The 21,052-nt window shown below is 71.8% G+C and carries 20 protein-coding genes; 6 read left to right on the top strand and 14 right to left on the bottom strand.

The genetic code is table 11. From position 1 onward, the window contains the following. Positions 1 to 110 precede the first annotated feature (110 nt). Positions 111 to 842 (bottom strand): DJ-1/PfpI family protein, encoded by a 732-nt coding sequence (locus ACIBEC_RS31605; RefSeq protein WP_360502644.1) that lies wholly within the window; start codon positions 840 to 842, stop codon positions 111 to 113. Between the two features lie 162 nt (positions 843 to 1,004). Between ACIBEC_RS31605 and ACIBEC_RS31600 the strand changes: the two genes are divergently transcribed. Further along, positions 1,005 to 2,033: a DJ-1/PfpI family protein gene (locus tag ACIBEC_RS31600; RefSeq protein WP_360502647.1), complete on the top strand. Its 1,029-nt coding sequence runs from the start codon at positions 1,005 to 1,007 to the stop codon at positions 2,031 to 2,033. A 186-nt stretch (positions 2,034 to 2,219) separates the two neighbouring features. Here ACIBEC_RS31600 and ACIBEC_RS31595 read toward each other — a convergent pair whose 3' ends face one another. Beyond that, a complete protein-coding gene (locus ACIBEC_RS31595) occupies positions 2,220 to 2,612 on the bottom strand; it encodes a hypothetical protein (RefSeq protein WP_360502650.1) in 393 nt (130 codons plus the stop codon). Positions 2,613 to 3,072: 460 nt separating this feature from the next. Here ACIBEC_RS31595 and ACIBEC_RS31590 point away from each other — a divergent pair, with 460 nt between their 5' ends. From ACIBEC_RS31590 to ACIBEC_RS31580, 3 genes are all read left to right on the top strand, one after another. Continuing rightward, positions 3,073 to 4,755 carry a serine/threonine-protein kinase gene (locus ACIBEC_RS31590; protein ID WP_360502653.1) on the top strand — a complete coding sequence of 561 codons (1,683 nt, stop codon included), beginning with the start codon at positions 3,073 to 3,075 and terminating at the stop codon, positions 4,753 to 4,755. 129 nt (positions 4,756 to 4,884) lie between these two features. After that, positions 4,885 to 5,682, top strand: a complete 798-nt coding sequence (locus ACIBEC_RS31585) for a YwqG family protein (RefSeq protein WP_360502656.1) — start codon at positions 4,885 to 4,887, stop codon at positions 5,680 to 5,682. A 189-nt stretch (positions 5,683 to 5,871) separates the two neighbouring features. After that, a complete protein-coding gene (locus tag ACIBEC_RS31580; RefSeq protein ID WP_360502658.1) occupies positions 5,872 to 6,852 on the top strand; it encodes a LysR family transcriptional regulator in 981 nt (326 codons plus the stop codon). Between the two features lie 76 nt (positions 6,853 to 6,928). Here ACIBEC_RS31580 and ACIBEC_RS31575 read toward each other — a convergent pair whose 3' ends face one another. The 10 genes from ACIBEC_RS31575 to ACIBEC_RS31530 all read right to left on the bottom strand — a co-directional run bounded on the left by ACIBEC_RS31575 (position 6,929) and on the right by ACIBEC_RS31530 (position 18,220). Next, a complete protein-coding gene (locus ACIBEC_RS31575; RefSeq protein ID WP_360502660.1) occupies positions 6,929 to 8,107 on the bottom strand; it encodes a M6 family metalloprotease domain-containing protein in 1,179 nt (392 codons plus the stop codon). A 42-nt stretch (positions 8,108 to 8,149) separates the two neighbouring features. Continuing rightward, entirely contained in the window at positions 8,150 to 9,415 is a 1,266-nt protein-coding gene (locus ACIBEC_RS31570) for an alpha/beta fold hydrolase (protein WP_360502844.1), read from the bottom strand. A 17-nt stretch (positions 9,416 to 9,432) separates the two neighbouring features. Next, positions 9,433 to 10,470, bottom strand: a complete 1,038-nt coding sequence (locus tag ACIBEC_RS31565) for an ABC transporter ATP-binding protein (protein ID WP_396289453.1) — start codon at positions 10,468 to 10,470, stop codon at positions 9,433 to 9,435. Further along, positions 10,467 to 11,279 carry an ABC transporter ATP-binding protein gene (locus ACIBEC_RS31560; protein ID WP_396289451.1) on the bottom strand — a complete coding sequence of 271 codons (813 nt, stop codon included), beginning with the start codon at positions 11,277 to 11,279 and terminating at the stop codon, positions 10,467 to 10,469. The genes ACIBEC_RS31565 and ACIBEC_RS31560 overlap by 4 nt, the downstream gene beginning before the upstream one ends. Beyond that, positions 11,276 to 12,268 (bottom strand): ABC transporter permease, encoded by a 993-nt coding sequence (locus ACIBEC_RS31555; RefSeq protein ID WP_360502665.1) that lies wholly within the window; start codon positions 12,266 to 12,268, stop codon positions 11,276 to 11,278. The genes ACIBEC_RS31560 and ACIBEC_RS31555 overlap by 4 nt, the downstream gene beginning before the upstream one ends. Next, on the bottom strand, positions 12,265 to 13,194 hold the full coding sequence (locus ACIBEC_RS31550) for an ABC transporter permease (RefSeq protein WP_396289447.1): 930 nt from the start codon (positions 13,192 to 13,194) through the stop codon (positions 12,265 to 12,267). The genes ACIBEC_RS31555 and ACIBEC_RS31550 overlap by 4 nt, the downstream gene beginning before the upstream one ends. Beyond that, entirely contained in the window at positions 13,191 to 14,876 is a 1,686-nt protein-coding gene (locus ACIBEC_RS31545) for an ABC transporter substrate-binding protein (protein WP_360502670.1), read from the bottom strand. The genes ACIBEC_RS31550 and ACIBEC_RS31545 overlap by 4 nt, the downstream gene beginning before the upstream one ends. A gap of 233 nt (positions 14,877 to 15,109) precedes the next feature. Beyond that, positions 15,110 to 15,604 (bottom strand): hypothetical protein, encoded by a 495-nt coding sequence (locus ACIBEC_RS31540; RefSeq protein WP_360502672.1) that lies wholly within the window; start codon positions 15,602 to 15,604, stop codon positions 15,110 to 15,112. Positions 15,605 to 15,822: 218 nt separating this feature from the next. After that, complete coding sequence (locus ACIBEC_RS31535) at positions 15,823 to 16,959, bottom strand: nucleotide disphospho-sugar-binding domain-containing protein (protein WP_360502674.1); 1,137 nt, start codon at positions 16,957 to 16,959, stop codon at positions 15,823 to 15,825. Positions 16,960 to 17,422: 463 nt separating this feature from the next. Beyond that, positions 17,423 to 18,220 carry a MerR family transcriptional regulator gene (locus tag ACIBEC_RS31530; RefSeq protein ID WP_360502675.1) on the bottom strand — a complete coding sequence of 266 codons (798 nt, stop codon included), beginning with the start codon at positions 18,218 to 18,220 and terminating at the stop codon, positions 17,423 to 17,425. On the opposite strand from ACIBEC_RS31530, the gene ACIBEC_RS31525 reads away from it, so the two are divergent. Continuing rightward, complete coding sequence (locus tag ACIBEC_RS31525; protein ID WP_360502678.1) at positions 18,221 to 18,697, top strand: DUF6194 family protein; 477 nt, start codon at positions 18,221 to 18,223, stop codon at positions 18,695 to 18,697. A gap of 170 nt (positions 18,698 to 18,867) precedes the next feature. Here ACIBEC_RS31525 and ACIBEC_RS31520 read toward each other — a convergent pair whose 3' ends face one another. Next, positions 18,868 to 19,470, bottom strand: a complete 603-nt coding sequence (locus tag ACIBEC_RS31520; RefSeq protein WP_360502681.1) for a hypothetical protein — start codon at positions 19,468 to 19,470, stop codon at positions 18,868 to 18,870. A gap of 150 nt (positions 19,471 to 19,620) precedes the next feature. Next, entirely contained in the window at positions 19,621 to 20,022 is a 402-nt protein-coding gene (locus tag ACIBEC_RS31515; protein WP_360502683.1) for a nuclear transport factor 2 family protein, read from the bottom strand. A gap of 140 nt (positions 20,023 to 20,162) precedes the next feature. On the opposite strand from ACIBEC_RS31515, the gene ACIBEC_RS31510 reads away from it, so the two are divergent. After that, a complete protein-coding gene (locus ACIBEC_RS31510) occupies positions 20,163 to 21,050 on the top strand; it encodes a LysR family transcriptional regulator (protein WP_360502686.1) in 888 nt (295 codons plus the stop codon). Positions 21,051 to 21,052 lie beyond the last annotated feature (2 nt).

Genomic DNA, 21,052 nt, shown 5'->3' with positions numbered 1-21,052 from the left:
AGCCTGCCAGAGGCGGATGCGATCGGCGCGTCGAGCACCGCGGACTCCGACTCGCCGTACTCCGGCACGACCAGCCCGGCCGGCTCCGCCGTGCTCAGGTGCTCAGGTTCTCAGGTGCTCAGGTGTGCCAGGAGGGCGGGGTGGTCGGCGAGGGCGTCGTGGAGCAGCCGGCGGGCGAAGGGCGTGTACTGGCCGCTGTCGGCAGCGGTCCAGTCGATGGGGCCGAAGGGCGGTTCGGGGTCGTACTCGATGAACAGCTGCACCGTGCGCGCGACGTCGAGGCCGGCGAGCCGGCCGACCAGGTGCAGTGCCATGTCGATGCCGGCCGAGACCCCGGCGGCGGTGATGACGTGTCCGTCCTCGACCCAGCGCTGGGTGACAGGCGTCGCCCCGAAGCGGGGAAGCAGGTCGCGGTACATCCAGTGCGTGGTGGCCCGGCGGCCCTCCAGGAGGCCTGCCGCCGCGAGCAGCAGCGAGCCGGTGCACACCGAGCCGACGACCTGGCAGCGTGCCGCGGTCTCGCGAAGGTTTCGCAGCAGGCTCTCGTCGGCCATCGCGGCCAGGGTGGGGACGAGGCCGCCGGGCACGATCACGGCGTGGAGATCCGCTATGTCCTCCATGTCCTCGAAGGTGTGACTGGGCAGCAGGGTCAGCGGGGTGTCGCTCGGCATCGGCTCGATCCGCTCACCGACCGCGATCGTGCGGTAGCCGGGGACGAGATCGCCCAGCGCTGCGAAGACCTGCATCGGGCCGACGACGTCCAGTGCGGTGAGCCCCGGGTACAGCACGAAGGCGATGGTCTTCACCGGGTCGGCGGACGGCTCGGGCGAGGTTTCGGTCATGACGGGACTCCTGGAAGTCGGCGGGAGGCCGAGGGCCTGGCGGCGGGCTGCTGCCGCGGCAACCCTCCCCCACCGCCTCCAGCGCGGACGGAACCGTTCGGACTCGATGTCCGAAATCCTGGGATACCTGTCTTCCGGACGGCTTTCGGTAGTGTCGCAGGCATGACGACAGCTGTCCGCCACCGCGTGGTGGTCGTGGCCTACGACGATGCGGAACTCGTGGAGATCGCCTGCGTGACCACCGCCTTCGACGGCGCGAACCGCCTGGGCGCGAGTCCGCCCTACGACGTCCTCCTGGTCACCCCGCAGGGCCGCCCGGTGCGCTGCTCATCGGGACTGGTCCTGGCGGCGCAGGCGGCGCTGGAGCGTACGCGCGGCCCGGTCGGCACGCTGCTGGTCGTCGGCGGGTGGGGCCACGCCGCGGCGGCGCAGGACACCCGGCTGGTCGAGCACGTGCGCCGCCTGGCCGGCATCGGCCGTCGGGTCGCGTCGGTGTGCACGGGGGCGAGTGTGCTGGCGGCGGCCGGACTGCTCGACGGACGGCGTGCCACGACCCACTGGGCGTTCGCGCGCGACCTCGCGCAGCGCCACCCGGCCGTCCACGTCGACGCCGCGCCGCTGTACCTCCGCGACGAGCACGTCTGCACGTCGGCCGGGGTCACCGGCGCGCTCGACCTCACCCTCGCGTTCGTCGAGGAGGACCACGGCCCGGCCCTCGCCCGGACGCTGGCCCGGATGATGGTGACCTACCTCCAACGACCGGGCAACCAGGCCCAGATCAGCATGTTCGTCGACGCGCCCGCCCCGGAGCACCGGACCGTGCGGCAGACCGTCGAATACATCACCGCACACCTCGACGGCGATCTTGCCACCACCGCGCTCGCCGCGTACGCGGGAGTCAGCGGACGTCATCTGTCCCGGCTGTTCCTCGACCAGCTCGGGCAGACACCAGCCCGGTTCGTACGGACCGCCCGCATCGAGGCGGCCGCACAACTCCTCGCCTCCACCGCACTGCCGCTGGCTTCGGTCGCGAGGCGTTGCGGGTTCACCTCCGCCGAGACGATGAGGCAGGTGTTCCTGGACCACTACGGGACGACACCCAGCCACCACCGCGCCGTTCACAGCACTCCCCGGGCCGCACCGACGGTGCCCGGCACCATGGGTGAGGCCGAGAAGCCGGCAGGGAGCTGACGGCGTACCGCTACCGGATGCTCGGCTCCGGGTCCTCGCACCGCAGCACCGCAGCACCGCAGCACCTCGGTCAGGCCGGTCGGGCCGGTCAGCGCCGGCAGCACTCGCAGGCGCCGGCCGGCCCCGCCCGCCCCGACCGGCGAGCGGGCCGGCGGGGCGGTCGGGGCGGGCGGTGTCAGACGGCCGTCAGCACTCCGGCAGGCCGTTGTGGAAGTACCAGTTGCCGTCGGCGTACGCACCGTAGACGTAGGCCGTGCCGAAGAAGTTGCCGTTCGTGCCGCCCACCCGGTACCAGACGTTGCCCTGGTTGTTGATCGTCTCGCCCCTGGTCCAGCACTCGATGTAGATCTCGTCCGACGACCACGAGTACGAGTACACGTCGGCGGCGACCTTGGGCGTCCAGGAGTACTGCTGCGCGTAGACGCCCACACCGTGACCGCTCGCGTGGTAGCGGAGCGCGTACCAGCCGTCGGCGGCCGCGCTGCCCGCCGAGACGCCTACCGCGCCCGCCGCCACCGCCACGACGGCCGCCGCGGTCGCGCCACGGCGGCCGATCCTCTTGAGAATGCCCTTGGCCATTCCAACTCCCATGTTCGGTCGAGACGTTGACGTGCCGCCCGGTCCGACCTCGGCGGCGGGATACAGCTGATCCGACCACCAGCGCCGTTCGATACCGCCTGACGGGAACTGACAACACCTGACAGCGCCCGGCGAACGGCCCGAACGCCCCCTCCTCCCACCGGATTCCACGGATCGCTGATCACCGCCGTCACCCGTCACCACGATCCGTGCGCGGCAGGCCGGCGCCGGCATCGAGGGACCTGACATCTGACAACGGGGACACCGCGACGGGGTGGAAGCGGCCCCTGCCCGCCGGTGCGATGGGGAGGAAGGGGAGCAGCCTGCGGTTCGCCCGCCGGGCGGCGGACGTCAGAGGCCTCGCGCCTGACGGTCCCTCTGCCGGAACTCGTGCCCGCCGCCGGGTGGTGCCGCCGGGTAGTAGTGTGCCCGCGGGCGACGGTGACGGGGAGGGCGGGCGATGGAACCACTGGGCGACTCGGACCCGAGGAGGATCGGCTCCTACCGGCTGCTGGGCCGGCTCGGCGCCGGCGGCATGGGGCGGGTGTACCTCGGCCGCACCGAGGGCGGGCGGACCGTCGCCGTCAAGGTGGTGCGCGGCGAGCTCGCCGATGACGCCGAGTTCCGCGCCCGGTTCCGCCAGGAGGTCGCCGCCGCCCGGCGGGTCGGCAGTCGCTGGACCGCCCCCGTCCTGGACGCCGACACCGAGGGCGACCCGCCCTGGGTGGCGGGGGGCTACGTCGCCGGACCGTCGTTGGACGCCGCGGTCCGCCGGCACGGCCCGCTGCCCGTTCCCGCCGTGCACGCCCTCGGCGCGGCGCTCGCCGAGGCCCTGGCGGCGGTGCACGGCCTGGGCCTGGTCCACCGTGACGTCAAACCGTCCAACGTGCTGCTCGCCTTGGACGGGCCCCGCCTGATCGACTTCGGCATCGCCCGCGCCCTGGACGCCGCGACCGCACTCACCCGCTCCGGGTACCTGGTCGGCTCGCCCGGCTACCTCTCGCCCGAACAGGCGGCCGGCGAGCCGGCCGGCCCCGCAGGGGACGTCTTCTCGCTCGGCGCCGTCCTCGCCTTCGCCGCGACCGGCGTCCCGCCGTTCGGTGAGGGCGTGAGCGCGGCCGTCCTGCTCTACCGGGTGCTGCACGAGCAGCCGGACCTCGGCGGGCTCACCGGAGCGCTGCACGGCGCGGTGCGCGCCTGCCTCGCCAGGACCCCCGCCGACCGGCCTTCCCCGGACGAGCTGCGCGCCCTGCTCTCCCCCGGTGCCGCCCCGCTCGCGGACGGCGGCTGGCTGCCGCCCGCGGTCTCCGCCGAGGTGGCGCGCAGCGCCGTCGAACTGCTCGACCTGGAGGCGGAGGCCGAGGTGCCGGCCGGCGCCGCGGAGCCCGTAGCGGAGCGCGTAGCGGAATCCGGACGGGACCGCGCCCCCACCCACCTCGACCGGCCCGCGCCGCCGGTACCGCCCGGGCGGCCCGGGTCGGCCGGGTCATCCGGGCAGCCCGGGTCGTCCGGAGAGCGCGTGGGTGCGGGCACCGGGGCCACGGCGCCCGCGCCGCGTTCCCGGGGGCGGCGTCCGCTCGTGGCGGCCGCCGCCGTGCTGGTCGTGCTGGCGGCCGGCGGCGTGCTGTGGCAGACCGTGTGGCGCGACCGGCCGGGCGACCACGTGAGCCAGGACGCCACCGGCGCCCCGCCGGCCTCCGCCGACCCGCCGGTCTCCGCCAACCCATCGACCCCTGCCAACCCTTCGACCTCCGCCAACCCTTCGGCCTCCGTCGCGCCGCTGCCGGGGACGCTCCCCGCCGGCTACCTCGGCACCTGGAGGGGCACCATCACCACCGCCGTCGGCGGACTGCCCAGCACCTTCACCGTCAGCTTCGCCCCCGGGAAGGTCGGCGAGGTGGTCGGGCAGACCGCCAACGCCTCGGCGTTCAGCAGCACCGTCTGTCGTGGCGAGCTCACCCTGCTGTCCGTCACCCCCGACCGGATCGAGCTCCAGGAACACCCGAAAGGCAGCGACCAGGGCTGCACCGGCGTCTCCGAACAGCAGGCATACACCCCGGCCGGGCCGGGCGCGATCCACCTGAAGGTCACCGGCCAGCCCCTGGGCATGGACCCGTCGGGGGACCTCGCCAAGCAGGGGTGAGCGGGCAGCAGCCGCCCCACTCTGGTAGCTCGAGCGGACGCCGGAGCCGGTACGCGTCGGTTCGGACGCTTCACTGAGCCTGGTGGGGGTCGTGCAGTGCGGTGCGCGGGGGGTTGAGAGGATCGCCTCATGGATTTCGATGACCCGGCCGCCATGCGCCGACTGTGTGTGGAGCGTCTCGGCCCGGAGACCGGGCGGCAGTTCGCGGCGATGGCCCGGCGCGGCTTCCGGCTGGTCGCGGCCTCGCAGGAGGCGCCCGCCGCCGGCCGGTCACGGCTCGGTGGGCCCGCACTGCTCGAACCGGGCACCGCGTGGCCCGCGCTGGAAGGCGTCCCGTTGTCCCTGCACGCGGTGCTCGACACCGATGCGCTCGCCGCGTGGCTCGGGGACCAACTGCCCACCCGGCCGGGCCTGCTCAACTTCTTCTACCTCGATCCTGACGTGCCGTACGAGGAGTACCGCGAGCTGGACTCGTCCAGTCCCGACGCGTGGCGGGTGATCCCCGCCGATCCCACGCGGGCGGTCACGACGACCGCCCCCGGGCCCGCCCGGCACTACCCGGCACGGCCCGTCCACGCGGTCGAGGTGACCATGCTCCCGGACAGTTGGGACCTCCAGGACGACGACCTCACGTACGACGAGGACCAGCACTGGGGCGCGCCCTCACTCATCCTCGGCGAGATGGACGGCCTCGACGGGAACACCGCCGGCCACCACTGCGCGTTCGGCTGGCCCGACACCTCGTACACGGTGCCGGTGACCTCTCGTGACGACGACGGTCCCGCCGTCCACCTGCTCCAGCTCGCCGAGGACGCCGACCTCGGGTGGGGCTGGGGCGACGCCGGAACGATCTACTTCACCGTCCCCGCCGGGGCGTTCGCGGCAGGGGACTTCGGCAAGGCCGAGGCGATCGGCCGCTGCTGCTGAGCGGCCGACGGCGCCGAGGCGGGTCCGTCGGCCCGGGTCCGTCGTTCGTCGCTGAGCGGGTTCACGGCCGGATCGGGGACAACCACCGTGGACCTTCGGCCGGTGGACCCGGAACGACGCCGCCTGGATGGCCGGGCTCTTGTCGACGCACCCCTATGGAAATGTGCGTGATCTCCATACCATCTCGTCATGGAGCTCGAACTCCGGCACCTCCGGATCATCTGCAGTATCGCGGACAGCGGCAGCCTGACGCGAGCCGCCGCGTCGTTGCGGCTGACCCAGCCCGGCCTCAGCGCCCAGTTGACGCGGATCGAGCGGGTGCTCGGTGGTGAGCTGTTCAGCCGCGCGCAGTCGGGTGTCGTCCCGACCGCGTTCGGGGAGGTGGTTCTCGGCCGAGCACGGGCCGTGCTGCCGACCGTCGACGAACTGCTGGAGGTCTCCACTCTCGCCGCACGGACGGGCTGTTCACCGCACCGTTTCCGGCTCGGCTCCGTCAACGCGCCCCTGCTCGGCGGGTTGATCACCGCGATCGGGTTGCACCATCCGGGAGCCGAGATCAGTTCGCGGGGCCGGGGGTGCCCGGTCCCGCTCGTCGAGGACATCGCGGGCGGCCGTCTCGAAGCGGCTGTGGTGGGCGACAGCCCCGGTTACGAGCTCACGCCGCCCCCGGGCGTTGCCGTCGAGCCGATCGCCACCGAACCGCTCTTCGTGGCACTGCCCGCGGCCCATCCGCTGGCGGCACTGGAGGAGATCGCACTGGAGGACCTGGAGGACGAGGACTGGGCCGCTCCTCCCCCGGACAACGATCGGATCCGTGAGTACTGGTCCAGGACCCTGCTCCTCCTGGGCCGTCGCATGCACGTCGTCCACGAGGCGGAGGGCCGGCTCCTCCTGGAAATCGTCCGCAGCGGCCACGCGGTGAGCTTCTGCCAGGCCACGTTCGAGGAGATGCCGGGCCTTGCCGTACGGCCGATCGTCGGCGATCCACTCTGGTACCGGCATCTGCTCGCCTGGCACCGGGAGGGGCCGCTGGCACCGTTGGGACCCACGCTCGTGCAGCACGTCACCGAGACCTACCGGACAGCGTCCGCCCGAAGCCCGGTCTACCGACGCTGGTTCGACCACCGCCGTGCCGTAGCACCGCCGCGGAGCGTTTCGGCCGGGCTGTAGAGCGGTGGCACGCCGCTGCGGGTGATGCGACCCCGGACTCGGGAGTCTCCGGCATCACCCGAGCGGCGGCGTCCGCCTACTGCTTGGTGACCCGGATGGTGTCGGAGAGCGGACCTCGACGGAGAACGTCGATCCTCACCCCGGTGGCTGGGTCGTCGAAGGACTGGCCGGGCTGGTAGGCGGCCATGTCGAGGGCGGTGCAGTGGTTCGGCGCGGTGGCGCCCGGGTTGCCGTTGACCACCCGGACGGGGCCGTAGCCGGTCTGGGCGGAGCTGTCGACCTTGTAGACGAGCACGCCGGTGGAGCAGGCTTCGGCGTCCCCGGCCACGGCCCGGCGGGATTCGGCGACGTACGCCGTGCTCTCGCCGGTGCGGATCACGGCGATCTTGGTTCCGCCCGGGCGTTCGACGGCCTTCAGGTGGACGGTGCGGCTGCCGGAGGCGGGCAGGCAGGCGACCTGGCGGTCGTCGATCCAGCCGAACTTCCAGCGCTCCCAGCCGATGTGCTGCGGCGCGGGGCCGGCGATGTCGCCCATGAGGTCCCAGCCGCCGACGTAGCGGTGGTAGTCGGTCGCGGTGAAGGCGTAGAGGTCGGGCAGGCCGAAGGTATGGGAGGTCTCGTGGTCGGCGACCTTGTAGCCCCAGTGGTACATGTCCTGGCCGAAGGTGATCGCCCACTTGATCCGCTTGCCGTCGGCGGTGATGCCGGCGGTGGTGGGGTCGTAGAGGTAGGTGGGCGAGAAGGTGATCGCGGAGGCGGACTTGGTGGGGACGATGTACACCATGTCGTACCCGGAGAAGTCCACGTACGGATCGGCGGCCTGGACGGCCTGCTTCACGTACAGCTCGTGCTGCTCGAAGGTGATGCCGCGTTGGAAGCCGTAGGAGGCGGAGTCCTGCGGCATGTGGATCCAGCGGTTCAGCGGCGTGATGTCCAGGCGGGTCCGGCCGTAGGAGTCCTGCTTCATCCAGTCGGCGGCCGGGGACAGCTGGTGGTAGTAGTCGGCGAGGGAGCCGGTGGCCGCGGCGTCGGGGAAGTCGACGAACAGCATGAGCACGTGCTTGGTGCCCAGCGGCTGCTGGAACCGGGTGGGGTCGGTGGTGTGGCCTTCGTCCGTCCAGCCGGTCCTGCCCGGCAGGGCGCAGTCGGAGGCCGGTGCTGCGGTGGCGGGCCGGGCGGGGTCCGCGAGGGCCGGGGCGGCGGCGGTCAACGGGAGGGTCGCGGCCATGGCGGCGGCGAGGGCCCTGAGTCTCATCTCGTTGTTCCTTTCCCTGCGGGAGGGGGTGGTGGCGGAGGATCAGATGCGGTCGGCTGCCAGGTCCATCAGACGGGCGAGGACGCGGCCGCCGGAGGCGGTGACCCCGTCGTGCTCCCACTCGTTGGTGACCCAGACGCGCAGGGAGCCGACGGCGCGGGCTGTGCGCAGGGACAGGCCGGCGTCCACGTACATGTCGTCGTGGTAGACGGCGGCGGCGACGGGGACCTGGTTGACGGCGAGCCGGGCCGGGTCGTAGAGGTCGGGCCAGTCGGTGCGTTCGGCAAGCAGGTGGACGGCCTCGCCGAAGGGGCGCAGCCCGGCGATCTCCTCGAACATCCAGGGGTGGAACATCTCGCCGGTGAACAGCAGCGGGTCGGCATCCTCGGCGGACTCGGGGTGATCGGCCGCAGCCCGGGCGGCGGCCCAGCCGGTGGACACGCCGCGGCGGCCGTAGATGGACTCCTGGAGGACGGCGAACAGGGGGTTGTCGGTGAAGCCGGTCAGGTTCATCACCTGGTGCAGGAAGGTGACCGAGGGCTCGCCGTCAGGATCGAGTGCCTCGTCGAGCAGCCAATGCAGGCGCTCGGCACCGTCCCCCATGCCGAGCATCAGGCCGAGGGTGCGCAACCGCCGTACGGTGAGCCGGTCGCCGTCGGGGAGGTGGACCGGCTGCCGGTCGAGGAGGTCGGCCAGTCGGCGGACGAGTGCACGGTCGCCGGGATACCGGGCGTAGTACGCGGTCGTCTTCTCCCGGACACGGGGGTAGGTGGCCGCGTAGACGTCGTCGGCGGTGGTGTCGAGGCCGGGCAGGCCGCCGGTGATGTAGCAGGCGCGCAGGCCCTCGGGCGCGGCGGAGAGGTAGCTGAGGGTGAGGAACCCGCCGTAGCTCTGTCCGAGGGTCTCCCAGGGCCGGTTCCCGCACAGCCGGCGCCTGATCAGTTCGGCGTCGGCGACGATCGAGTCGGCGCGGAACCGGGCGAGGTGGTCGGCCAGGTCACGGGCGGAGCCGAACCGGGCGGCGGTCCGTACGGTCACGGGTGTGCTTCGACCGGTGCCGCGCTGGTCGAGCAACAGCACCCGGTGGGTCTTCAGAGCGTGGCCGAGCCAGCCGCCGGTGGCGTTCAGCGGGCGCGGGGACTTCCCGCCGGGGCCGCCCTGGAGGTACAGCAGCCAGGGCGGCCGGTCGTCGCCGGCCTTCGCCGGATCGCACAGTTCCCGGGCGAAGACCTCGATCGTCGCGCCACCGGGGTCGGCGTGGTCGAGCGGCACCGTGAAGACGTGGTCGGTCACCGCGAGTCCCGGCATGCGGTAGCTGGACTGGATCACGGCGTCCTCTCGGGGTAGTGGCAGGCGACCTGCTGCCCGGGGGCGATCGTCCGCAGGTCGGGGGGTTCGGCGGCGCAGAGTTCGTCGGCCTTGGGGCAGCGGGTGCGGAAGCGGCAGCCGCTGGGCGGGTCGAGCGGGCTCGGCAGATCCCCGCGCAGCACGATCCGCTCGCGCTCCCGCTCGGCGTCCGGGTCGGGCAGCGGCACGGCGGACAGCAGGGCGTGGGTGTAGGGGTGTGCGGGGTGGGCGAACAGGGTGTCGCGGTCGGCGGTTTCGACGACCGATCCGAGGTACATCACGGCGATCCGGGTGCTGATCTGGCGGACGGCGCCGAGGTCGTGCGCGATGAACAGGTAGCTCAGCCCGTCGTCGTCCTGGAGGTCCTTGAGCAGGTTGAGGATCTGTGCCTGGACCGAGACGTCGAGTGCCGACACCGGCTCGTCGCACACCACCAGCTTCGGGCGCAGCGCCAACGCCCGTGCGATGCCGATGCGTTGGGCTTGGCCGCCGGAGAACTCGTGCGGGTGCCGGTCGGCGTGCTCCGGTCGCAGGCCGACCCGGGTCAGCAGTTCTTCGACGGGTCGGTCGGGTTCGAGGCCCTGGTAGCGGGAGGGGGCGGTGAGGATCCGGCGGACGCTGTGGCGGGGGTTGAGGGAGGAGAAGGGGTCCTGGAAGACCATCTGCAGCTCGCGGCGGACCGGGCGCAGGGCGGACTCGTCCAGTTCGGCGAGGTCGCGCCCGGCGAAGTGGATGCTGCCGGAGGTGGGCTTCTCCAGGCGGGTGATCAGTTTGGCGACGGTGGACTTCCCGCATCCGGATTCGCCGACCAGGCCGAGGGTTTCGCCGGGCCGGACGGTCAGGGAGACCCCGTCGACGGCTGCGACATGGCCGGCCAGGCGCCGGGTCAGGCCGTGGCGTACCGGGAAGCGTTTGACCAGGTTGCGCGTCTCTAGCAGGACGGCGTGGCCACTCCCCTGTTCCGGCGACCGGTCGGCCTCGTCCACGGTGGTCCTCCTGGTGGCTCGTCGAGTCATGTGGTGGCCCCCAGGGTGGGCAGCCGGTCCGGCAGGGGGCCGTCGATGCGGGGCACGCAGGCCAGCAGGCCGCGGGTGTACGGCTGCTGCGGCCGGTGGAAGACGTCCCGTACGGGGCCGCGTTCGACCGCGCGGCCCTGGTGCATCACCACGACCTGATCGGCCAGTCCGGCGACCACGCCCATGTCGTGGGTGATCAGCATGACGGCGGTGCCGGCCTCCTCCCGGAGCTCGCGCAGCAGCTGGAGGATCTGCGCCTGGACGGTGACGTCGAGCGCGGTGGTCGGCTCGTCGGCGATCAGCAGGTCGGGCTCCAGGCACAGCGCCATCGCGATCATCACGCGCTGCCGCATCCCGCCGGAGAACTCGTGCGGGTGGCAGCGGGCACGCCGTTGCGGCTCGGGAATCCCGACCCGCTCCAGCATGCGCACCGCGACCCGGTGCGCTTCCTTACGCGAGCTGCGGTGGTGCGCCCGGTACGCCTCGGCGATCTGGAACGCGACCGAGTAGTACGGGTTGAGGCAGGACAGCGGGTCCTGGAAGATCATCGCGATCCGGTTGCCGCGCAGGCGGCGCAGCGAGCGCTGGTCGAGTGCGGTCAACTCCTTTCCGTCGAAGTGGATTTCGCCGTTGACCCGGGCGTCGCGCAGCAGGCCGAGGACGGCCAGGCTGGTGACCGACTTGCCGCTGCCGGACTCGCCGACCACGCCGAGCACCTGTCCGGCGTCCACGTCGAGGTCGAGCCCGTCCACGGCGCGCACGCCCGAGCGGAATTCCACGGTCAGGCCACGTACTGTCAGCAGGGTCATCCGACGGCCCTCACTCTCGGGTCGAGCACGGCGTACACCAGGTCCACCAGCAGGTTGGCGATGACCACGAAGCCGGCCGCGAACAGCGTCACGCCGATGATCACGGGTTGGTCGGCGGAGGCGATGGCGTCGGCAGCGAGTTTGCCGACACCGGGCAGGCCGAACACGGACTCGGTGATCAGGGCGCCGCCGAGCAGCGCGCCGAGGTCCATGCCGAAGATGGTGACGATCGGCATCAGGGCGGGCCGCAGCGCGTGCCGCCGTACCACGGTGACTTCGGCCAGACCCTTGGCGCGGGCGGTGCGCACGTAGTTCTGGCCGAGGCTCTCCAGCATCTCGCTGCGGGTGACCCTGGCGTAGATCCCGGCGTACAGCATGGCGAGCGTGATCCACGGCATCAGCAGTGACTGCGCCCAGCCGATCGGATCGGCGGTGAACGGCACGACCTGCGGGTAGGGCAGCAGCTGGAGCCGGACCACCAGCAGGTACTGCAGCACCAGGGCGGTGAAGTAGATCGGCAGCGAGGCCCCGCCGAGTGCGGCGGTCATCGCGGCCCGGTCCCACAGGCTTCCGCGGCGCAGGGCCGAGACGGTGCCGGTGCCGACGCCGACGGCGAGCCACAGCACGGCCGCACCGACGGCTATCGAGAAACTGACGGGCAGTCGGCTGGTGAGCACCTGCCACACCGGCTGGTCGGTCTGGAAGCTGAATCCCAGGCAGGGGAGGGGGCAGTTGACGGCCTGCGCGCCGGTGCCGTAGGTCCGTCCCGAGACGATGCCGGCCAGGTAGTCGCGGAACTGGACCAGCGGCGAGTGGTCCAGCCCGAGGGTGGTGCGGATCTCGGCGATCCGCTCGGGGCTGCACGCCTTGCCGCAGGCGCCCTGCGCCGGCTCGGCGGGCATCAGGTAGAAGATCGCGAAGGTGGCGGCGCAGATCACCACCAGAATGGCCGCCGTGACAGCCAGTCTGCGCAGGAGGTAGAGGATCATCGTGGCCGGCTCCGGGGGTCGAGCGCGTCGCGGACGGCGTCGCCGAGCACGTTGAAGGCGAGCACGGTGACGAACAGGAAGACGCCGGGGATCAGGAAGTAGGCGGGGTCGGCGGCGTACCAGGGCACCGCGGTGGCGATCATCTGGCCCCAGGAGGGCGTGGGCGCCTGGACGCCCACCCCGAGGAAGGACAGGCCGGCCTCGGTGGCGATGTAGCCGGGGATCGACATGGTCGCCACCACCAGGACCGGGCCGGTCAGGTTGGGCAGCACCTCGCGCACCAGCAGCGCCTGCCGGGACGCGCCGAGGACCCGGGCCGCCGCCACGAACTCGCCTCGCGCGAGCACCATCGCCTGCCCGCGCACGATCCGTCCGACATAGGGCCAGCCGAAGAAGCCGAGCACGACGACCAGCAGGAGCCGTCGGTCCGTGCCGGGTGCCGCCGAGATCAGCGCGATCATGAAGATCAGGCTGGGGAAGGACAGCAGCAGGTCCATCGTGCGGCCGATCACGGTGTCGGCCCAGCCGCCGAAGAAGCCCGCAACCAGGCCCAGCGCCGTTCCCAGCAGCACCGACAGCGCGGTGGCGAGCACCGAAATCAGCAGGGACACCTGTGCGCCGTACACCATCCGAGCCAGCACGTCCCGGCCGTTGACCGGCTCCACGCCCAGCCAGTGCCGGGTACTGATCCCGCCCGCCGCACCGCGTGGCAGGCCGCCGAGCGCCGGGTCCACCGCGTCGCCGTGGAATGCGGTCGGCGAGCTCCCGGCGATCCAGGTGATCAGCGGCGCGGCGAGCGCGACCAGGACCAGCCCGGCCACCACGGCCGACGCCAGGACCGCCGAGCGCCGGGCCGACAGCCTTCGGATCAGCGTCACGTGTGCCGTCCCGTGCGCCGTCACTTGCGCCGTGACGTGCGCCGTCACTTGCGCAGTCCGAGGGAGACCAGGTCGAGCCGGCCGACGTAGGCGATGTGCCCGTACGCTCCGGTGACGTTGGGGCCGATGAGGACCGGCGCCTTGTCCCACAGGAACGGCACCACCGGGGCGTCCTGGATGATCTGCTGGGCGAGTTGTCCGTACGCCGCCTGGGCCGCCGCCGGGTCGCCCATCGCGGCGATCGTGTCGATCTGCGCATCGACGGCCGGGGAGTCGTACTGCGCGTAGTTGTTGTTGCCCTGGCCGGTGATCAGGCGACCGTCGAACACGATCGGCAGGTACGTCGACGCGCCCGGCCAGTCCGGGGACCAGCCGGCGATCACCAGGTCGTGCTCCTGGGAGGTGTTGCCGACGGTGCTGTAGAAGGCCGAGGAGCTGATCTCGTTGATCTTCACCGTGATGCCCGCCCGGCCGAGCGAGGCCTGGACCGCCTCGGCCTGTGCCTTGCCGGCGGCCGACGCGGGCGCGTCGAGGGTCAGGGTGAGGTCGGAGGCGTGGCCCGCCTCGGCGAGCAGCGACTTGGCCTGGTCCGGGTCGCCCTTGCCGTCCTTGCTGGGGTAGGGGTCCTGCGCCTGGTAGCCGAGGGACGGCGGAAGCAGGCTGGTCGCCAGGTCACCGGCGATCGGGCCTCCGCGCGTGGTGCGCAGGGCGTCCTTGTCCAGTGCGTAGGCGACGGCCCGGCGCACCCGGACGTCGTCGAGCGGCTTGTGCCTGGTGTTGATGCTCAGGTAGCGGGTGTTGATCGAGTCGCCGGTGACCAGCCGGCTCTTCAGCCGCGGGTCGTTGAGCACCCGCCCCACCGAGGCGGGGCCGATCGGCTCCATCGCGACCGCGTTCGCGTCCTCCCCCTGGCCTGCGATCAGCCGCTGGTCGACCACCGCGGCGTCCAGGCCCAGGTCGATGACGACCTTGTCGGGCAGGCCCTTGCGGACGGCGTCGGCGGCCGGGTCCCAGCTGGTGTTGCGGACCAGGGTGAGCTGCTTCTTGGGTTCGAAGCCGTCGATCTTGTACGGGCCGGAGGAGAACGGGCGGGAGTCGTAGTTGACGCCGGTGTCCTTGTCCTGCGGCACCGGGGCGAACATCGGCAGCGACACCGCCGAGCCGAAGTCGGCCACCGGCTGCTTGAGATGGAAGACGACGGTGTTGTCGTCGGGGGTCTCGATCGAGGCGAGCCCGGCCGGATCCTTGTAGGGGCCCTGGTACGAGTCGCCGCCGGCCAGCCACATCCGGGCGTACGGTGGGCCTTCGGGCAGCTCGGCGGCGAACGTGCGCTCCACGCCGTACTTGACGTCCTTGCCGGTGATCGGGCGGCCGTCCTCGAACTTCACACCGGACTTGAGGGTGAAGGTCCAGGTCCTGGCACCGTCGCTGGGGCGCCCGGTGTCGGTGGCCAGGTCGGGCACGATCTTCCCGCCCGCTTGGCCCGGCGCGGCGGTGAAGGTGGTCAGCGTCCGGTAGATCAGTCGGCTCACGTCCTGCGAGGACGTGACGTAGTTGCGCGCCGGGTCGAGATGCTCCAGGTCGAGGGTGGACAGCACGTGCAGCGTGCCGCCTTTCACCGCTGCCGCGTTCGGTCCGCCGGCGACGCCGCTGTCGGATCCCGTACAGCCGGCGACCGACAGCAGCCCCAGGGCCGCGGCGAGGGCCGGGCCAACTTTTCGGTGTCTCACGTCTTCTCCTAGCACAATGTGACATTTCACCTGTGGGAGAAGATTGGCGGCTCCGGGAACCGCCCGGAAGATCCCAGCCCCTCATCACATCGAGTTATGGAGCTCGCGCCGGGGCGGTTCAGGACGCCGGCCCGCGTCGCAACTGCGACCAGTGGAGTCGGTGGCCGAGGGCGTGGACCGACGGCACTCGGCTCTGCGGCCATGAAGATCATGACAGGGAGACGCGCAAGGGCTCACCGGACATGAGCACCGTCGGCGGCCGACCGATGGATGGCCTCGGGGAGGCCGACGGCGATCACTGCGCCCTGGGCTTCTCGCCAGAGCTGCAGGGAGTCGCCTGCTTTCTTCTGCAGCGCGGCCGAGTCCCCAACCCCTTCCATCCTGACCGCCATTGCCTTTTCGGAGCATCCGACGGTCGCGAATGTGAAGGGCTCCATCCGGGCTGTCGCCACGGTGTACTTCCCGTCGAGAACTGTCCCGGGAAACTGCTGGTGGGCGTCCGAGGATCCGGTGTCGCCCGCCGGCCGGGACGATCCGAGCACGGTCTGAGCAGCCGTGGTCGGCTCGGCCAGGGAGCCCGGCAGAAGCGCCACCTGACAGACTCCATCCCTCACCGAGAGGACCACGTCAGTTCCCGAAATCCCGGCAACCCCAAGGATCTTCGCGACCCCCTTGAAAGGAGGGGCGTCGATGCTGCCCTGGATCGACGCGCCGACGGGCGTGGCCACGAGTCCGTTCAGGGCCCAGGGCCCGTCCCCGTCTCGAGGCGCGGCACCGCCTCCGGTGCATGCGGTCGCCAGACCGGCTGTGAGGAGGAGTACCGTGCCCGCGAGTCGGCTCGATCGATGCATGCTGAACTCTCCTGGTTGGCCCAGTGGTTGTCGCAGCAGCCTACCGGGCGGTAGGCATCGCCGCCGCCCTCCCCACACCGGCTACCAGGCGTCCGTCACACGGTCCGGGCCGCGCTGGAGGAGCTCATTGATTCGAAGTTCGCGACCAGGTCGGCAGGGGACGGGAGCGCGTCGATCTGCGCCTTCATGGCCGCGGCCGACTTGCGCAGGGCATCGTCAGTGAGCAGCCGGTCGAGCAGGGCGGTGTCGACGGCGTCCAGGCTGGAGGACAGTGCGAAGCCGTTGGCCCGGCCGGCGGCGGCGTTGGCGAAGTTGTCCGCGCCCTGGGGGAGGATCAGCTGGGGGACGCCCAGCGCGGCGGCGGTCATCATGCTGCCCGAGCCGCCGTGGTGGACGACGCCGTCGCCGGCCTGGAGCAGTTGGCTCAGCGGCACCCACGGCAGCGGGCGGACGTTGGCGGGCAGCGTGCCGAGCGGCGTGAGGTCCTCGTCGCCGGCGGCGAGCAGGATCTCGGCGTCGAGCGCCCCCGCCTGCTCGATCAGCCGGGAGATGGGCGCGATGCCCTCCCACTCGGTGAACACCGTGCCCAGCGTCACCGCGATCCGCGGCTTGGTGCCGCGCCCGATCAGGTCGGCGGGGATCGTCCCGCCGCCGTTGAAGGGCACGTACCGCACGCGCCAGCCTCCGCCGTCCCCGCCGAGCGACGCCGGCACGACGTCCACGACGGTGGAAGGCGCGGTCGCCTCGACGCCGTGTGCGCGGTAGTCGTCGGCGAGAAGTCGGCGCAGGCGGGCGGCCGCCCCGCCCGAGGTCACCCCGAAGTTGTGCGCCACGGCGGGTATGGCGAGCTTGGCGGCCACCAGCGGCGCGGCGCCCTGGAAGGACTCGTGCACGATGATGTCCGGCTGCCAGCGCTGCGCGACCTCCAGCAGGCCGTCGATGGTCGACCGGCCGAACTCGGCGAAGCCGAGGGCGCTCAGTTCGTTCGTCTGCTCCTCCGTGCGCTCCTGGTCGGCGAATCGGACGTCCTTCGGGAGGGCCCGGGCGAAGGCCTCCCTGAGGGTGGTGCCGTCGCCGACCTCGACGACGGGCAGCCCGGTGCTGCGCAGGTTCGCGATCGGGTGCTGGCCCGCGAACAGGACGTCGTGGCCGGCCGCCCGCAGGGCCAGCGCGGTGGGGACCACGGGGAAGATGTGGCCGACCGCCCCGGGGGCGGTGAACAGGACTCGCACAGTGGGCCTCCTGGTGCAAACGGTTGCTCTTGGTCGGACGTGCTCGAGATGCGGGGAGGCAGAACCGTCGCGGCCGACGGACCGGGTCGGGACATCCGGCCTTCCGTCCACCGGTCTGCGCCGCGTACGGGACGTCCCACACGTCAACTGCGTGCCGCGCACAGGACATCCGGGTCCACCTCGATGTCGGCTGTGGCCACGTCGCCCCTGTTGAGCCGGTGACCGCCCCCCGGCGGTCACTGGGCGCAAGCCTGTCACGACCCTCACTGACCAGGCAGTCGTCCTTTCTGACAAACGTTCACCTGATGGACGACCGGCTTTCCTCCTAGCTGATAGGGGCCGTCCCCTTGAAACGCTGCCCCGCGTATGTCCTCACGGCCGGGAACCGCAACCGTTCCGACGTCCTCGGTCCGCGCGCTCCCCCGCCGGTGGTCGGCATCCCGTCCAGGTAACTGACGGACCATCAGCCTTGGACGGCGAGGGCGGCCAGCGAGAGCGCGGCACTGAGCGCGGCGGCGCCGTCGAGGAGGGACTTGGAGCGAGCCGCGATGACGGCGTCTCGGGCGGCCAGCGCGGAGGCGACATCCTCCGAGCGGCGGGCGCACCGCAGTTGAGGCATGAGGGTCCGAAGGGGCGTGATGCGGTAACCGGCCTTGCGCAGTTGGTGAACGATCCGCGCATCCCGCACCTGGGTCGGCGTGTATCGTCGCGTCCTTCGCGCGGGGTCGCGGTCGGGAACGACAAGACCCTCCGCGTCCCAGTGCCGCAGCGTCGAAGGACGCACGCCCAGAGCGGCGGCGAGTTCGGAGACGCTCATCGAGTCCGCTACGCGTACGTCTCCGATCGGCTCACCGGAGATCGCCCGGGCAGCCTCCTTGGCCTGCCTCAGCTCGGTGCGCTCTGCGTCGAGCCGAGCGTGCGCCGCGTCGAGAAGGGCAAGTACCCGGTGTGAGGCAGGGAACCGGTGCACGGCCCGCACGATCTTCTTGGCCTCGGTCGGACCCGCGCCTGCCGCGAGGCCTCGGTAGGCCAGCGCGGACTGTACATGTATCTCTCCATAGATGCGGTAGCCCGTGGCTGTGCGCGCCGCCGGCGGGAGCACACCGTCCCGCTCGAGATTGCGAACCTGTTGGACCGAGTACCCGACACGCCGCGCGACATCGACGGTGCGCAAGTCCCCCGATTTGAGACCTGACATCCTGAACCTCCTCAGTGTCAGCCTCAAAGCCTCCACAAGCACCTCAATGTAACGCTGGAGCACATGACCATGGACGAGATCATCAGCTTCGTGGACGGCCTCGACGGCGTCCTGACCATGAGGCCGGCACCCGGCGACGGCTCGCCGGAGATCAGCTGGGGCGACACGTTCTTCTACTACGCACCTGACGGCGTCACCCCGACCACGACCCAACCCTTCGCGACGGTCGTGACCAAGGACCATCCCGGCGACGAGGCATCGCGTCTGGACCGGCCGGACACCTTCCGCGTGAACATCTCCGCCGGGAAGGAAGCGTTCATCCGGTGGACCGGTCACGCACCACGCGAACCGGCCGGCACCGAGCCCGACCCCAGCGCCACCGACACCGTGCTCGCGCACCCCGTCTACGGCACCGCCGGCTGGCTGGCAGTGGTGAATCCGGGCTCGCGTACCGAAGCGGCCATCCGTGAGCTGCTGCGTGCGGCGTATCGCCTCGCTCGCTCACGCCATGAGCGACGCGCTGGATCCACGGCGAGATGAAGTGGCCGAGCCCTGAGCCCCCGTCACATGAGACACGACGCTGCCCGCTCGGGCCACCATCAATGACGATCCCTCACAGCGCCCAACGCCCCCGAAGGCGCGGGGACCGCCTCGTGTGAGCAGCACGGAAGGCCGTTGCCCCGTGAGGGCAGCGGCCTTCATGCGTGCGGTCAGCTCAGGTCGAATTGCCAGTACGCGGTCTCGCGGTATCCGGCGGACGTCGGGGTGACCTCCACCGTGACGAAGCTTCCTTCCTTGTCGGGCTTGACCCGCACCGGCACGGTGCGCTTCTGGTCCTTGCCGAGAGGCGGCATGAGGACGGATGCGGAGCCGGCCCGGTCCAGCACGGTCACGCCCCAGCCGGGGATGTCGGGGGCGAGGGCTGTCCCCGCGTGGACCACGATGGGGGCGGAGCCGCTCGTGCCGATGCTGGTGTCCGGTGATGTCCCGCCCGGGCGCAGCTCCTCGTCGGTGCCGTTGTCGTAGGTGACGGTGAAGCTGTAGGTGTCGTCGGATTCCCGGTGCGGTGGGCTCACGGTGATCGTCAGGCCGTCGTCGTAGTGGGTGGCTGCGCCTGGGCGGAGGGGGTCGGACGCGCTTCCGGAAGGGCGTTCGGGGGGCGCGTCCCCGGCCAGGCCTTTCTCGAACTCGGCCAGTGCCACGGCTCCCAGGACGGCCAGGACGGTGAGGACGACCGTCGCGATCCCGCAGCCTCTGGCCCGCCGCGGGTTCACCGAGGTCGAAGAACTGATGGGAGCCGATTCCGTGTCCATGCACGTCACGATAGGAAGCACTTGGGCAGGGCTCATGAGCGAACGTACTCAACAATCGGCTGAGTAGCGCCGAGGCGTTGCGCTCGGCCGGGAGTCCGGCCGCCCGGGTCACGCGGGAGGGCCTCAGACGGAGAAAATCAGACGAAGGAGTCAGACGAAGAAGGCGTCCATGCCCGGCACGTCCGAGAGGTAGGTCTCGATCGCGCCGATCCGCCCGTCCCGCACGAAGCAGACGGTGGCCAGGTACTCGTCGAGCACCCGTCCGTCGCGCTCGGCGGTGTTGTGCACCGAGAGCGCGAAGTTGTCCCGGCTGACCAGGACGTGCTGGAGGTCGAAGTTCACGCCGTAGCCGGCGATCAGCCGGATCCGCTCGACCACGGCGTCCGCACCGCGCGCCTCGCCGGAGATCCGGTTGCTGCCGGGGAGCGTCCACGTGGCGTCGTCGGTGAGCAGGGAGCGGAACAGCTCCCAGTCGGCGGTGCCCAGGACGGTGCGGAACTGCTCGGCGAGCGCGGTGTTGGTGCGCGTGGCGGTGCTGGGAGTAGTGGACATCTGACGGTCCTCCGGAAGTGGTGTGGGTGGTGGTGCTGTCCTGTCGGTCGGGCGCCCGTGGGTCCAGCATCCGACAGGCGGCGGGCAAACGGAAATGCCCTCCCGACCTGGGGTTCATGCACCGTGTGCATAATCCCGTCATGACCGTGGAAGAGTTGCGCTGGTTCCTCGCCGTGGCGGAGACCGAGCACGTCACCGATGCCGCCGCCCTGCTCGGCACCTCGCAGTCGACGCTCTCCCGGGCCATCGGCCGGCTGGAACGACGCGTGGGCACCCGGCTGTTCGACCGGGACCGGCACCGGCTGCGGCTCAACGAGTACGGCCGGGTCTACCGCCGGCACGTCCGGCGGGCGCTGGACGAACTGGACACCGCCCAGGACCGGATCGCCGCCCTGCTGCAACCGCCCACCGACACCCTGCGGTTGGCCTACCTGCACTCGCTGGGCGGCTGGCTGCTGCCCGAGCTGCTCGGCGCCTACCAGCGGAAGTCGCCCGCCGCCCGGTTCACCCTGCACCAGGAGTCCGCGACCGCGGTGCCGGACCTGCTCCGGGACGGCTCCGCCGAGCTGGGCGTCACCGGGCCGCGGCCGTCCGGCGCCGAGTGGGGCTGGCTGCCGCTGTGTCAGGAACGGCTGCAGCTCGCCGTCCCGGACGGCCACCGGCTGGCGGACCGGCCGGCGGTAGGACTGGCCGAGCTGACGGACGAGCGGGTCATCATCATGCGCCACGCGGTGGGGCTGCGGCAGATCACCTGCGAGATCCTCCACCGGGCCGGCGTCACGGCGTCGGTGGTCATGGAGGCCGGTGAGGTGGCCACGATCCGCGGCATGGTCGGGGCCGGGCTCGGCGTGGCCGTCGTCCCCGCTGGGGGCCGCGGGCACGCCGAGCCCGGTGTGCGGCTGGTGCCGCTCACCGACCCCGACGCGTTCCGCGGCATCGGCCTGGTCTGGCACCAGGATCGGCCGGCCTCACCCGCCGGCCGGCGCTTCCGCGCCTTCGCCGGTCGCCGGTCGCCGGGCGGACACTGACT

The organism is Kitasatospora sp. NPDC051164 (genome assembly GCF_044455625.1).
Taxonomy (GTDB): domain Bacteria; phylum Actinomycetota; class Actinomycetes; order Streptomycetales; family Streptomycetaceae; genus Kitasatospora.
Note: the sequence above shows the minus strand (reverse complement) of the source record. Positions and strands in the feature narration are given on the sequence as shown.